Raw genomic sequence first — 13,021 nt, forward strand, 5'->3', positions numbered from 1 at the left:
CCCTCACGTTGACGGCGCCTGGGCCTGGGCCCAGCGCTGCAGGCGATTCACCGCAAAGATGATCACGAATGCTACCACAAGCATGACCACTGCAATGGCCGTGGCGTCGGCATAGCGGAACTCCGACAGGCGGATGACGATGAGAAGCGGCGCGATCTCGGACACGTTCGGCAGGTTGCCGGCGATGAAGATCACGGAACCGTACTCGCCGACCGCGCGGGCGAAGGCGAGCGCGAATCCGGTCAGCAAGGCCGGCGTCAGGCTCGGCAGGATGACCTTGGTGACGATGTGCCAGCGGCTGGCGCCGAGGCTCGCCGCCGCCTCCTCAATCTCCGGATCCAGATCGATCAGCACCGGCTGCACGGTGCGGACCACGAAGGGGATGCCGATGAAGATCATCGCGATGAAGATGCCGAGCGGCGTGAACGCCACCTTGATGCCGAGCTCGGCCAGCGGCGCGCCGAGCCAGCCCTTCTGCGCGAACAGCGCCGTGAGCGCCACGCCGGCGACCGCCGTCGGCAGCGCGAACGGCACGTCGACGATAGCGTCGAACAGCCGCCGGCCGGGGAAGCGGTAGCGCACCAGCGCCCAGACCACGATCGTGCCCATCACGAGATTGACGCAGGCCGCCGCGAACGACAGCCCGAACGAGATCTTCAGCGCGCTGAGCGTGCGCCGGCTGGTGACGATGTCCCAGAACTGCGCCAGGCTGAGATCCGTCGAGCGCACGAACAGCCCGGCGAGGGGAATGAGGACGATCAGGGACAGCCAGGTCAGCGTCAGTCCCATGGTGAGACCGAAGCCCGGCAAGGTGCTGCGTCGTGGTGCAAGTACGCTCAATTAGCCACCCGGCTCATTCCAGCTCTGACGTCCGACCGGACAATCAGTTCTTGTAGATCTGATCGAAAATCCCGCCTTCGCCGAAATGCTCCTTCTGAGCCTTGGTCCAGCCGCCGAACACATCATCGATCGTGAACAGGTCGACCTTGGCAAACGACTCGGCGTACTTCTTGGCGACGTCGGAATCACGCGGACGATAGAAGTTGCGTGCGGCGATTTCCTGGCCGTCCTTCGTATACCAGTACTTCAGATAGGCTTCGGCGGCCGCCTGCGTGCCCTTCTTGGCCACGACCGTGTCGACGACGGCAACTGGCGGTTCTGCCAGGATCGACAGCGACGGCGAGATGATCTCGAACTTTTCCTTACCGAACTCTTTCAGCGCCAGATAAGCTTCGTTCTCCCAGGCCAGCAGCACGTCGCCGACGCCGCGTTCCACGAAGGTGACGGTGGCGCCCCGGGCACCGGTGTCGAGCACAGGAACGTGCTTATAGAGGTCGGCCACGAACTGCTTGGCCTTGTCGGCCGAGCCGGTCTTCTTCAGCGCATAGCCCCAGGCGGCCAGATAGTTCCAGCGCGCGCCGCCGGAGGTCTTCGGGTTCGGGGTGATGACGTCGACGCCGGACTTCAGGAGATCGTCCCAGTCCTTGATGCCCTTCGGGTTGCCCTTGCGCACCAGGAACACGATGGTCGAGGTGTAGGGCGAGGCGTTCTGCGGCAGCCGCTTCTGCCACTCCTTGTCGAGCAGTCCCTTGTTGGCGATGGCGTCGATGTCGTAGGCCAGCGCCAAAGTGACGACGTCGGCCTGCAGGCCATCGATCACGCTGCGCGCCTGCGCGCCCGAGCCGCCATGCGACTGCTTGATCTCGACCGACTTGCCGGTTTCCTTCTGATAGCTCGCGGCAAACGCCTTGTTGAATTCGACATAGAGCTCACGCGTCGGATCGTAGGACACGTTGAGCAGGTTCACGTCAGCCGCATAGGCCGATCCCGCCCATGCGAGGCCCGCGACCACAGCCAGAACACGCCGCATCATCCAAGCTCTCCATTTCCAGGCCCGCGATGTTGCAGGCGCACGCACCTCAGATCGCCGGATGTGTACGTCAGAGTCAACGGAACCGGATTTTCTTGTTTCCGGCCGAGCATCAGCATTTTGCTTACGATGCGCCCGGCATTGGCATAGACGTTCTTTGCCGTGACACAATGTCGTCCTCGCAGCCGAACAACGGGCAACGATTGTTACGAGACCGCCGACGTCGCGACCGTGTGGATGCCGCATTCGGTCTTGCCGCGGCCGCGCCAGCGTCCGGCGCGCTCGTCCTCGCCGGTGTCCGAACGGCTGGTGCAGGGCATGCAGCCGATCGAGCGGAAGCCGGCGGCGACCAGGGGATGCTGCGGCAGGTTGGCAGATTGATAGATCGCCGCGATGTCCTCGCGGCTGGCGTTGGCGAACGGGTTGAACTTCACCCGCGCGCCGTCCTGCTCGACGACGGGAATCGCGGCGCGCAGGCCGCCCTGGAAACGCTTGCGGCCATTGATCCAGGCCGCGAACGGCGCCAGCGCGCGCGCCAGCGGCTCGACTTTGCGGATGCGGCAGCAGGCATCGGGATCTGAGAACCACAGATCGCTGTCGGCATCCTCGCGCGCCAGCGCGGCCGCATCGGGCTTGATCGAGCGGACGTCACGGAGGCCGAGGATCTCGATCAGTTGGTCGCGATAGGCCAGCGTCTCGGCGAACATGTGCCCGGTATCGAGGAAGATGACGGGAATGGCCGGATCGACATCAGCGGTCACTTTCAGCAGGGCCGCCGACTCCGAGCCGAAGGAGGAGACCACCGCAAGCCGCTCGCGGCCGATCTCTTGCAGCGCGGCAGCGACCACCTCGTGCGGCGTCGCATTGCGCAATGCGGCGTCGAGCGCCGCAACCGGCCTCTCTCCGTTCAAGGATGATGCGGCCAGCGTGCTCACAGCCCGGCGCGCTCCGAATGGCGCAGTTGCAGGCGCTGGTGCAGCGCGGAGATCCGGCCGTCGCCGGCCGGCTGGTAGAACACCGAATAGCGCTTCACGGTCTCGGTGAAGGCCTCGGCGTCCGCCTGCTTCTTGACGTCGAAGGCGTCGAAGCCGGCGCGCAGCATGAACACGAATTGATCGCGCAGCACCTGGCCGGTGGCGCGCAGCTCGCCGCGATAACCGTAGCGCTCGCGCAAGAGACGCGCCTGCGTATAGGCGCGGCCATCGCGAAAACTCGGGAACACCAGCGCGACCAGCGCGAGCCGGTCGAGATAGGGCACGAGATCGTCGACGTCGCGATTGTTCGGCCAGATCACGCCGAGCTTGCCACCGGCGCGGCTCACGAGCGCATCGGGACCGGCGAGAAAGCGCGTCTCGGAGACGAGGATCGCGCCTTGCGCCGGTAACTCGGCGTCGTCGGTGACGCGGACGAACTCGTCCGTAACGATGTGTCCGCCCTTAACGAGTGGCATAAACCCGCTCCCTGAATGGTTCGACCCCGAGCCGCTTCACCGTGTCGACGAACAGCTCCTCGGGGCGCGCGCGCAGCGCTAGATAGGCTTCGACGATGTCCTCGACGACATCGGCAACTTCGGCATAGGGCACCGCGGGACCGATCAGGGTGCCGAGTTCGGCGCCCTCGTCGGCGCGGCCGCCGATCGTGATCTGATAGAATTCCTCGTTGTTCTTCTCGACGCCGAGGATGCCGATGTGGCCGACGTGATGATGGCCGCAGGCATTGATGCAGCCGGAGATGTTGATGTGCAGCCGGCCGATCAGGTTGGCGGTGTCGTGGTTGGCGAAGCGCCGCGTGATCTCCTGCGCGATCGGGATCGAGCGCGCATTGGCCAGCGAGCAGTAGTCCAGCCCCGGGCACGCGATGATGTCGGAGACGAGGTTGACGTTGGGGATCGCGAGACCGGCGTCCTCGAGCGCCTTCCACACCGCCGGCAGATCGCGCTTGCGCACATGCGGAAGCGCCAAATTCTGCTCATGGCCGACGCGGATCTCGCCGAACGAATATTTGTCGGCGATGGCGGCGAGCGCATCCATCTGGTCGGCGGTCGCATCGCCCGGCGGCTTGCCGATCGGCTTCAACGACACGACGGCGATGGCATAGCCCTGCACCTTGTGCGGAAACACCGAGTTCTTGCGCCAAGCCTCGAACTTCGGATCAGCGGCGGCCTGCTTGAGCTCGTCCGGCATGTGCGGGAGCGTCTCGTAGGACGGATAGAAGAAGCGCGAACGGATGTCCTCGATGATCCCCTGGTCGAGCTTGAGCACGCCGTCGCGGATCTGCTGCCACTCCTCCTCGACCTCGGCGGCGAACTTCTCGATGCCGAGCTCGTGCACCAGGATCTTGATGCGCGCCTTGTAGATGTTGTCGCGGCGGCCGTACTGATTGTAGACGCGCAGGATCGCCTCGACATAGCTGAGAATGTCATGGCCGTGCACGAACGGCTTGATGGTCTTGGCGATGAAGGGCGAGCGTCCCAAGCCGCCGCCGACCAGCACCTCGAAGCCGGTCTCGCCCTGCTCGTTCTTCTTCAGACGCAGGCCGATGTCGTGGATCTTGATCGCGGCGCGATCATGCTCGGACGCGGTGATCGCGATCTTGAACTTGCGCGGCAGGAACGAGAATTCCGGGTGAAGCGTCGTGAACTGGCGCAGCAGCTCGGCCCAGATGCGGGGATCCTCGACCTCGCCCGGCGCGACGCCAGCCCACTGGTCCGAGGTGACGTTGCGCATGTTGTTGCCGGAGGTCTGCATCGACTGGATGCCGACTTCGGCGAGATCAGCCATCGCGTCCGGCAGCTCGGCGAGCTTGATCCAGTTGAACTGGATGTTCTGACGGGTCGTGAAGTGGCCATAGCCGCGGTCGTAGCGGCGCGCGACATGCGCCAGCCGGCGCAGCTGGTCCGACGACAGCGTGCCGTAGGGAATGGCGATGCGGTACATGTAGGCGTGCAGCTGGAGATACACGCCGTTCTGCAACCGCAGCATCTTGAACTCGTCCTCGGACAGTTCGCCCGAGAGCCGCCGCTTCACCTGGTCGCGGAATTCGGCGACGCGCTCATTGACCAAAGTGCGGTCGATTTCGTCATAAGCATACATGAGAAGGCCTTCAGGCTTGAGCCGGGAGCGCGATGGTGGCGCCCGTCAGCCGGATGTGTTCGCGCATGTTGCCGGGCTTGACCGCGCCGTCGGCGGCGACCTCGACGGGAGCGATGTAGGAGCCGATCGCGTTGAGATCATCGGCGACCGCCTCCGTCAGCAGCGCGCGCGCCTCGTCGGCGGTGCGCACGATGGCAGCGTCCTTGAGCTCGTCCGACCAGCTTTTGGCGCCAGTGCGGTAGATGACGGCGCCGTCCCACGTGCGGTTCGCGGTGACGATCGAGGGACCGGTGATCTTGATCTTCTGTTGCAGCGGGGAGGTCATTCAGACGGGTTCCAGGAGTTTTGCAATCACGCCACTGAGATTCTGCTGACGCCACGGCGCCGAATGCGCCACGACGTCACCGATGATGAGGATGGCCGGGCCGCCATCGATCTTGGCGACGAGATCCGGCAATTGATCGAGCGTGCCGACCGCAGCCTGCGCGTCGGGCCGCGTCACGCGCGCGAACACGCCGACCGGCGTCTGCGGCGAGCGTCCCGCGGCGAGCAGGCCGGAGCGCACCGCCGGAGCCGCGGTCATGCCCATGTAGACGACCACCGTCATCTTGGTGTCGGTCAGCACCGACCAGTCGACCGCCTCGGCATCGCGCTCCTTGTGCGCGGTGAGGAAGGTGATGCGCAGCGCCTTGCTGCGGAACGTCAGGGGCACCTCGAACTGCGCGGCGGCGCCGATGCCGGCGGTGATGCCGGGCACGATCGTGTAGGACACGCCGGCGTTGCGCAGCGCGTCGACTTCCTCGCCGCCGCGGCCGAACACGTAAGCGTCGCCGCCCTTCAGGCGCACGGCGCGCTTGCCCTCCCGCGCGGCGTCGATCAGCAGCTTGTTCACCGCGTCCTGGCCGATGCCGGGCTTGCCGACGCGGCGGCCGACCGGCACGCGCGAGGCGTCGCGGCGGATGCGGTCGAGAATTTCGGGCGTCACCAGCTCGTCGTAGAACACGACGTCGGCATCCTGCAGCGCGCGCAGCGCCTTGATCGTGAGAAGATCGGGATCGCCGGGACCGGCGCCGACCAGGGTCACATGCCCCTCGCTGCGGCCGGCATGATCGGCGCCCGCGAACGCGGTGAGATCAGTGATGCCGTTCAGCGCCGCCTCGGCTTCCTGCTTGCGCCCAGCCAGAACCAGCGCGCCGATCGGGCCGTCGACGACGCGCTCCCAGAAGCGGCGGCGCAGCGGCATCTCGGCGATCAGCGGATTGATGATCTTGCGGAAGTCGCCGATGAAGCCCGCGAGCTCGCCAATCCGCGCCGGCAGCAGCGCCTCGATGCGCTCGCGCACGCGGCGCGCCACCACCGGCGACGAGCCGCCGGTGCCGATCGCCACCACGACGTCGCCGCGATCGACAATCGCGGGAAAGATGAAGCTGGAATGCGCGAGGTCATCCATCACGTTGACCGGCAGGCCGACGCTGCGCGCCCGCGCCGACATCGCGACGCCGACGTCGCCCGCGCCGGCGCACAGCACGGCGATGACACCCGAAAGATCCGTCGTCAGCGGGTCACCTTCGGCGCGCGTGATCTGGCCATGATCGTCGTGCAGACCGCCGAGATCGAAGTCGCCATCGGTCGCGAACCAGCGGATGCGGGCCCCCGCGGACAGCAAGACTCTCAGCTTGGCGCGCACGAGCTCGCCCGCGCCGATCAGCAGCACGGGGCCGGTCTTCAGATCGAGAAACACCGGCAGATATTGCATCGCGTTCTTCGGCTTCGACTCTTCGGGGTTGACTGGAATTATTTTCTATATAAGTGTCACGGCGCGGACGTAAAGAGAAAATTATTTCTTGGCTTCGCCATAGAATTTTCTCCCAAGCAGGCGATGGCTGACAGCATGCACATTCTCACCAACGACGTTTCCAGAGACCGGTTGCCCTCTTCCGAGCTGGATCAAGCATCTTCCATGCCGCGTGTCCTCGGCGCCGCGCCGACGATGGATCATCTCGACCAGCTGGAGGCGCAGAGCATTTACATTCTCCGCGAGGCCTTTGCACGGCTGAAGAAGCTCGCGCTGCTGTGGTCGCTGGGAAAAGATTCCAACGTGATGATCTGGCTGGCGCGCAAGGCCTTCTTCGGCCGGGTGCCGTTTCCGGCGATGCATGTCGATACCGGCAAGAAGTTTCCGGAGATGTACGCCTTCCGCGACACCTACGCGCAGGAATGGAGCCTCGATCTCCGCGTCGAACCGTGCCCGCCGATCGATGCCGTCGATCCGACCCTGCCGCCTGCCGCGCGCTCCGCCGCGCGCAAGACCGAGGGCCTGAAGATGGCGCTCGCCAAGCACGGTTTTGACGGCCTGATCGCCGGCATCCGCCGCGACGAGGAGGCGACCCGCGCCAAGGAGCGCGTGTTCTCGCCGCGCGGCGCCGAGGGCAATTGGGACGTGCGCGACCAGCCACCGGAGTTCTGGGACCATTTCAACGCCTCGCCGCCGCAGGGCGCGCATTTGCGCATCCATCCGATCCTGCATTGGACCGAGGCCGACATCTGGGCCTACACCGCGCGCGAGAACATTCCGATCATCCCGCTGTATCTGTCCAAGAACGGCAAGCGCTATCGCTCGCTCGGCGACCAGGACATCACCTTCCCCGTCGCCTCCAACGCCTCGAACATCGCGGAGATTCTCGCCGAGCTCGAAAGCACCAAAGTGCCGGAGCGCGCGGGCCGCGCGCTCGACCATGAGACCGAGGACGCCTTCGAGCGTCTGCGCGTCGCCGGCTATCTCTAGAGCGGAGCGCGAGGTCATGAACATGAGAGTCCCGGCCGCCGCCCCCGCCACGCCGAACGGCACCAGCCGCCCGCAGGTCTCAATCGTGATCGTCGGCCATGTCGATCACGGCAAGTCGACCCTGGTCGGCCGCCTGCTGCATGAGACCGGCAGCCTGCCGGACGGCAAGCTGGAAATGCTGCAGGCGGTCTCCGCCCGCCGCGGCATGCCGTTCGAATGGTCGTTCCTGCTCGACGCGCTGCAGACCGAGCGCGACCAGGGCATCACCATCGACACCACCCAGATCCGCTTCCGCACCAATGCGCGCGAGGTCGTGCTGATCGACGCGCCCGGCCACGCCGAGTTCCTGCGCAACATGATCACCGGCGCCTCGCAGGCGGACGGCGCGGTGCTGATCATCGACGCGCTCGAAGGCGTCCGCGACCAGACCCGCCGCCACGGCTATCTCTTGCATCTGCTCGGCGTGAAGCAGGTGGCGGTCGTCGTCAACAAGATGGACCGCGTCGATTTCGGCGAAGCGCGTTTCAACGACATCAAGGCCGAGATCTCGGCGCATCTCCAGGGCCTCGGCGTCAAGCCGGTCGCCGTGATCCCGATCTCCGCGCGCGACGGTGACGGTGTTGCCGAGCTGACCTCGCGGATCGGCTGGTACAAGGGCCCGACCGTGGTCGAGGCGCTCGACGGCCTGGAGCCGGCGAAGCCGCTGTCGAGCCTGCCGCTGCGCCTGCCGGTACAGGCGATCTACAAGTTCGACGACCGCCGCATCGTCGCCGGCCGCGTCGAGGCCGGTGAGCTGCGCACCGGCGACGAGATCGTGATCATGCCGGCCGGCAAGATCGCGAAGATCAAGACCGTTGAAGGCTGGCCGCAGACGCCGGTGACATCAGCGCAAGGCGCGGGCCGCTCGGTCGGCATCACGCTCGACCGCGAGCTGTTCATCGAGCGCGGCGATATCATCGCCCATGTCGGCCGCGAGCCGCAGGCGGCGCGCCGGCTGCATGCCCGCATCTTCTGGCTGCACGACCAGCCGCTTTCCAAGGGCGACAACATCCTGGTGCGGCTCGGCACCCGCGAAGCGCGCGGCAGCGTGGTCGCAATCGAGAAGGCGGTCGACCCCGGCTCGCTTTCGAACGAGGAAAACAACGCGATCGCGCGCAACCATGTCGGCGAGATCGAGATCGCGCTGACCCAGCCGGTCGCCGTCGATCCCTACACCGAAAATCCGCGCACCGGCCGCCTCGTCATCGAGGTGCAGGGCCGGATCGCCGGCGGTGGTCTCGTGCTGTCGATCGCAGCGGGCAAGCGCGCAGCACCGGTCGATATCATTCCGGTGGAATCGGCGCTGCAGCCGCAGGAGCGTGCCGACCGCTACCGCCACAAGGGCGCTGTCGTCTGGATGACCGGCCTGCCCGGCGCCGGCAAGTCGACGCTTGCCCGCGCGCTGGAGCGGCGGCTGTTCGGCCGCGGCGGCGCGCCCGTGCTGCTCGACGGCGACACCGTGCGCGCCGGCCTCAACAAGGATCTCGGCTTCACGCCGGAGGATCGCGCCGAGAATATCCGCCGCCTTGCCGAGGTCGCGACCCATCTCGCCCGCAACGGCCACATCGCGATCGTCGCCGCGGTGTCGCCCGCGCGCGAGGACCGCGCCGCCGCCCGGCGCATCGCCGGCGACCTGTTCCGCGAGGTCTACGTCGCCACGGCGGCCGAGATCTGCGAGAGCCGCGATCCCAAGGGCCACTATGCCAAGGCCCGCGCCGGCGCGCTGTCGAACTTCACCGGCATCGGCAACGACTACGAGCCGCCGCTGGACGCCGAGCTCGTGCTCGACACCGCCACCCGCGGCATCGCCGACGCCACCGACGAGCTCGAAGCGCTGCTCTCCCGGACTGGCGTGCTGTTCGACGACATCGCCGATCTCGGCGCGAATATCTGAGGCGAAGGCCGCTGTTGCCCCTCATGGTGAGGAGCGCCTTACTCCGCAGCCTCTCCGCGACAGCTGCCCAAGGCGGCGCGTTCAGGCGATGCTCCCGCATCGCCTTGAGAACCATGAGGCCCGCATCGGGGCCTCGCCCTTCGAGACGCCCGCCTCAGGGCGGGCTCCTCAGGGAGAGGGTTGAGGGTTCGCGCGGGTCGAGTTGCGAATGAGACCGCTCTAACGCGCGTCACAGCGCCCCCACATACGCCGTGAGATCATCGAGCTCGGCCTCGGTCGGCAGCCGCGATTCCATCTTCTTGGCGTAGAACTCCCACATCAGCTTCACCGCGTCGCGCAGCGAGGCCGTGCGGCCGTCATGGAAATACGGCGCGGTCGATGCGGCCGCGTGCAGGGTCGGCACCTTGAACTTGCCGCCGGTGCCGATGTCGTCCTTGCTCTTCTTGTCGAAGCTCGGGAGCTGATGGCAGGTGCCGCAGCCGCCGTCGCCGACATAGAGCTCGAAGCCGCGCTTCACCGCTGGGCTGGCATCCTCGCGCGGCGTGCCGTCCTCCCTGACCTGCCAGTTCGCCGGATAGTTCAGCGTCTTCACATAGGCGATGAGCGCCGCCAGGGTTTCCTTCGACGGCTCCGGCCCCTTCATGCGGTTGACGATGATGCCGCGGATGCTGTCCTCGAGCGTCGCGGCCTGGCCCTGCCAGCCGAACACCGAGCGTTCGCCGACTCCCCACAGGGTCGGCGTGTTGCGGCCGTTGGGATCGCCGTCCGCAACCACGTCGAGGCCGACATAGGTCTTGTTGTTGGTGTGGCCGGTCGAGAAGTGACAGGTGGCGCAGGACGCCTTGCTGCCGCCCGACAGGCTCGCATCGTTGAACAGCGCGAGGCCCTTGGCGGCGAGGTCGGCCTCGGAGAGTTGCGCTGGAGAGGTCATCGCCGCGCCGACGGTCGTGGACAACGCCGGCGTCTCCGCCGCCGCAGCGGCAGGCGGAGCCTTGCTCTTCTTGGCCACGCTGGCGACATGACGAGGCGCGGCCTTGTGTGCGGGCTCGGCCGTCCGCACCGGCTTGGGTCGCAGCGCCGACGCCAGCCGCTGCAGCAGGCTCGGCTTCTCCGGCACCACGGAGAGATACGGCGTCACCGACTTGTCGGCCGCGAGCGCGGGCAAGGTGAGTAGTCCGAGACACAGGACGACCGACCGCAGCCCAGTGAACGCCATGACACCACTCCCCGCACCCCACCAGATGCGAGTCGTTATCGAAAGTTTTTAAGTCCGAAGTAGGACTGCGCGGCGGCATTGAATCGGCGCGGGTGCGCCGGCCGCCGCACAACCGCCGTGCCTCGCCCCGCATGAGTTGCTGTTGTTGGCTCCGGCGTTCGAGGGATCAAACGCGGCCTCACCCCATTGCGTGATCCGCGTCACGGTCGGCGCAGCCCGCGATTTCTAAACGTGAGCGTATCGCTGACGGCGGCGCTGTCGAGCCGCGCGCAGCGACAGCCCCGGCTGAGCGGCAATCACCGGCCGCATGCGTTGTACTCACGGAGGGACCCATGGGACGTTTCGGCACCACCAACATCGTCTTGGTTGTCATGCTGCTGTCGATGTCCGTGCTGAGCGGGATGACCCACACCCAGGCGGGCCGCCTCTATCCGCCGGACGGCTGCAAGGCCGGCTTCGTCTGGCGCCAGGCCTATCCCGGCGACCGCACCTGCGTGACCTATGATCAGCGCAGCCGCGCCGCGAACGACAATCGCCAGGCGCCCAACCGCATCAACTACGCCGACCGCAGCAACGGCCCCAAGGCCTGCATCCCCGGCTATGTCTGGCGCGAGGCCTATGCCGGCGACATCGTCTGCGTCACCCCCGAGCAGCGCGCCCGCGTCAAATACGACAACGAGCATGCCAATGAGCGAAGGCGGGTGGTGGCGGTGACGGGCAGTTGATGCGGAAGACGGAAGCGTGGTCCGCCGATGCGCATGCAACCGTGCCGTAGGGTGGGCAAAGCGACGCCGGAGGCAGCGCGTGCCCACCGTTTCACGCCGAGAAAGCATGCGGTGGGCACGCCGCTCCCGCGCGACGCGCAGGCCCGGCTTTGCCCACCCTACGCTCTCCCTTTGTCGATCATCTCTCGGGCGTGCTGGGCTGCGCGTTGCAGCTTGATGCGCTCCTTACCTTGGCCGATCTGGTTTCGATAGTCCGCGAAGCTCTGAATCTCTACCGCCGTCAAAGCCATCGGCCGCCCCCCACGGGGCACGTCGAAGCTTGCGACGGTGTGGTCGTCGACGAGGATCGTGTAGACGTCTTCGCACTGCTCGGGGATCAATTTCAACACATGATAGATCGATCCGCTCGGGCAGACGCGGTCGAGCTGGCCCAATAGCTCGGCACGATACGCATCTTCCGGCAGCAGAAGATCAAATTGATCTCGGTCAGTCAGACGAGCCATCGATGTACGCTCCGAATACGATGTCAGACGGGCAGCTTCTCGTCGCGAGAGCCCATGTTAGGCATGCCGCTGATTCGCGATGCGCCTTCGCTTGGCTCACCCTGAGCACTGGTCAGGTCTGTAGAACGACCTTACTCAACCCAGGATCTTCAATCCGTGCTTTTGAACAACAGTGAGCAACTTTAGCGCCATGCCGCTCGGTCGCTTGGCACCGCTCTCCCATTTCTCGACGGTGCTTTCGCTCGTATTGAGGTAGCGGGCGAATACGGGCTGGCTGACCTTGTTCGCCTCGCGGATCTTCTTGATCTGGGCAGGCTTCAGCTCGTCGGCGACAACCAAATGTCGGGCATCGAAGTCTCTCATCGTCGCCTTGTCGAGCGCGCCAACCTTGTGCAGCGCTGCCGCAGACGAATGCAGCGCCTCCGAGAGGTCGGACCGGAACCTATTCTTCTTCACGACAGATCTCCATCAGGTCTCCGTCCGCCAGAAGCTGAGCGAGTTGTATGTTGTCCAAAGCGGCATAGCCCTTTGCGAGCATTCGGAAGTCCTCCAGCTCATCATCCCCGATGTTCGCCCTGTCCTTCTTCGCAAAGAGGTACGCGTAGATCCACCGGCGGCCACTCTTTGCCAGGATGATGCTCCGATGCAAATTTTTGTTCAGACGCTTTTTGAAGACGCCCCCTCCGAGATCGTCAGCCTGCCCCAGCATGACCTCCCGGATGGCCTCACAAAGCTCATCATCCCTGATGCGCGCCTTGCGCGCTGCTTTCGAGAACCATGCTGTCTTGAAAACGGGCATAGCAGATCAACCTTAGTGTAGCACTAGGTGCTACACTTTTCAACACCGATAGCCAATGCGTCAAAACAGAATTTCTGAACCGCATCAACCTGATTTGC

Annotated in this window: 14 protein-coding genes; 3 read left to right on the forward strand and 11 right to left on the reverse strand. The window is 65.7% G+C overall.

Annotated features, from left to right (window positions below; all coding sequences use genetic code 11):
- Positions 1-3: 3 nt before the first annotated feature.
- From cysT to cysG, 7 genes are all read right to left on the reverse strand, one after another.
- Positions 4-840, reverse strand: coding sequence for a sulfate ABC transporter permease subunit CysT (cysT, locus tag ACQR1Y_RS19800; protein WP_434856281.1), 837 nt, complete (start codon positions 838-840; stop codon positions 4-6).
- A gap of 43 nt (positions 841-883) precedes the next feature.
- Positions 884-1,873, reverse strand: a complete 990-nt coding sequence (locus ACQR1Y_RS19805) for a sulfate ABC transporter substrate-binding protein (protein WP_434856282.1) — start codon at positions 1,871-1,873, stop codon at positions 884-886.
- 203 nt (positions 1,874-2,076) lie between these two features.
- Entirely contained in the window at positions 2,077-2,805 is a 729-nt protein-coding gene (locus ACQR1Y_RS19810) for a phosphoadenylyl-sulfate reductase (protein ID WP_434877927.1), read from the reverse strand.
- A complete protein-coding gene (locus tag ACQR1Y_RS19815) occupies positions 2,802-3,320 on the reverse strand; it encodes a DUF934 domain-containing protein (RefSeq protein ID WP_434877926.1) in 519 nt (172 codons plus the stop codon). The genes ACQR1Y_RS19810 and ACQR1Y_RS19815 overlap by 4 nt, the downstream gene beginning before the upstream one ends.
- Positions 3,307-4,962: a nitrite/sulfite reductase gene (locus ACQR1Y_RS19820; RefSeq protein ID WP_434877925.1), complete on the reverse strand. Its 1,656-nt coding sequence runs from the start codon at positions 4,960-4,962 to the stop codon at positions 3,307-3,309. The genes ACQR1Y_RS19815 and ACQR1Y_RS19820 overlap by 14 nt, the downstream gene beginning before the upstream one ends.
- Positions 4,963-4,972: 10 nt before the next feature.
- The gene (locus ACQR1Y_RS19825) at positions 4,973-5,287 is read right to left on the reverse strand and encodes a DUF2849 domain-containing protein (RefSeq protein ID WP_434877924.1); all 315 of its coding nucleotides are present in this window, start codon (positions 5,285-5,287) and stop codon (positions 4,973-4,975) included.
- Complete coding sequence (cysG, locus tag ACQR1Y_RS19830) at positions 5,288-6,718, reverse strand: siroheme synthase CysG (protein ID WP_434877923.1); 1,431 nt, start codon at positions 6,716-6,718, stop codon at positions 5,288-5,290.
- 234 nt (positions 6,719-6,952) lie between these two features.
- On the opposite strand from cysG, the gene cysD reads away from it, so the two are divergent.
- Both cysD and cysC read left to right on the forward strand, forming a co-directional pair.
- Positions 6,953-7,747 (forward strand): sulfate adenylyltransferase subunit CysD, encoded by a 795-nt coding sequence (gene cysD, locus ACQR1Y_RS19835; protein ID WP_434877966.1) that lies wholly within the window; start codon positions 6,953-6,955, stop codon positions 7,745-7,747.
- 16 nt (positions 7,748-7,763) lie between these two features.
- Positions 7,764-9,680 (forward strand): adenylyl-sulfate kinase, encoded by a 1,917-nt coding sequence (cysC, locus tag ACQR1Y_RS19840; RefSeq protein WP_434877922.1) that lies wholly within the window; start codon positions 7,764-7,766, stop codon positions 9,678-9,680.
- A 229-nt stretch (positions 9,681-9,909) separates the two neighbouring features.
- Here the strand turns inward: cysC and ACQR1Y_RS19845 are convergent, their stop codons facing one another.
- Positions 9,910-10,896 (reverse strand): cytochrome-c peroxidase, encoded by a 987-nt coding sequence (locus ACQR1Y_RS19845; RefSeq protein ID WP_434877921.1) that lies wholly within the window; start codon positions 10,894-10,896, stop codon positions 9,910-9,912.
- 332 nt (positions 10,897-11,228) lie between these two features.
- On the opposite strand from ACQR1Y_RS19845, the gene ACQR1Y_RS19850 reads away from it, so the two are divergent.
- Positions 11,229-11,621, forward strand: coding sequence for a hypothetical protein (locus ACQR1Y_RS19850; RefSeq protein ID WP_434877920.1), 393 nt, complete (start codon positions 11,229-11,231; stop codon positions 11,619-11,621).
- A gap of 158 nt (positions 11,622-11,779) precedes the next feature.
- On the opposite strand, the gene ACQR1Y_RS19855 is transcribed toward ACQR1Y_RS19850, so the two are convergent.
- From ACQR1Y_RS19855 to ACQR1Y_RS19865, 3 genes are all read right to left on the reverse strand, one after another.
- Positions 11,780-12,124 (reverse strand): hypothetical protein, encoded by a 345-nt coding sequence (locus ACQR1Y_RS19855; RefSeq protein ID WP_434877919.1) that lies wholly within the window; start codon positions 12,122-12,124, stop codon positions 11,780-11,782.
- A 135-nt stretch (positions 12,125-12,259) separates the two neighbouring features.
- On the reverse strand, positions 12,260-12,580 hold the full coding sequence (locus tag ACQR1Y_RS19860; protein ID WP_434856292.1) for a helix-turn-helix domain-containing protein: 321 nt from the start codon (positions 12,578-12,580) through the stop codon (positions 12,260-12,262).
- On the reverse strand, positions 12,567-12,923 hold the full coding sequence (locus ACQR1Y_RS19865) for a type II toxin-antitoxin system RelE/ParE family toxin (protein WP_434856293.1): 357 nt from the start codon (positions 12,921-12,923) through the stop codon (positions 12,567-12,569). Before ACQR1Y_RS19865 ends, ACQR1Y_RS19860 begins: the two co-directional genes overlap by 14 nt.
- Positions 12,924-13,021: the final 98 nt, after the last annotated feature.

Origin of the sequence: Bradyrhizobium sp. HKCCYLRH3099, from assembly GCF_051167855.1 — a bacterium.
GTDB lineage: Bacteria > Pseudomonadota > Alphaproteobacteria > Rhizobiales > Xanthobacteraceae > Bradyrhizobium.